Origin of the sequence: Leptolyngbya sp. CCY15150, assembly GCF_016888135.1 — a bacterium.
Classification (GTDB): Bacteria; Cyanobacteriota; Cyanobacteriia; order RECH01; family RECH01; genus RECH01.
In genome coordinates, this window is the sequence record NZ_JACSWB010000016.1 from 1 (window position 1) to 345 (window position 345).

At 51.3% G+C, this 345-nt stretch carries 2 protein-coding genes; both read left to right on the top strand.

Going from position 1 to position 345, the window contains the following annotated elements; genetic code table 11:
* Positions 1 to 221, top strand: a 221-nt coding sequence (locus tag JUJ53_RS00070; RefSeq protein ID WP_275415703.1) for an IS1 family transposase, incomplete at its 5' end; no start/stop codon positions are given.
* 27 nt (positions 222 to 248) lie between these two features.
* Positions 249 to 345 (top strand): IS1 family transposase (locus JUJ53_RS00075; protein WP_204149982.1); only part of this gene is annotated, 97 nt, incomplete at its 3' end.

Below are 345 nucleotides of genomic sequence, written 5' to 3' on the forward strand. Positions count from 1 at the left end.
CTTGCTACGAAGCTGTGCCAAAAGCGGTAGACGTCGTCCCCAAAACCAAAGGCAAGCTGAACGTGCAGATGGATGAACTCTGGTCATTTGTCGACAATAAAGGCAACAAGCAGTGGGTCTGGCTGGCGATCGATGCAGACACCCGAGAAATCATCGGTTGTTATATCGGCGACCGCTCTAGAGAATCGGCGATTGCCTTATGGCGGCGTTGCATAATATAAAATGATGTGGAGTCAAGGGAGTCCATTATGAATTGTCCTCATTGTGCCAGCACCAACGTTGTCAAGAATGGGCATCGCAACGGCAAACAAAGCTACCTGTGCCGAGACTGCCGCCGCCAGTTCC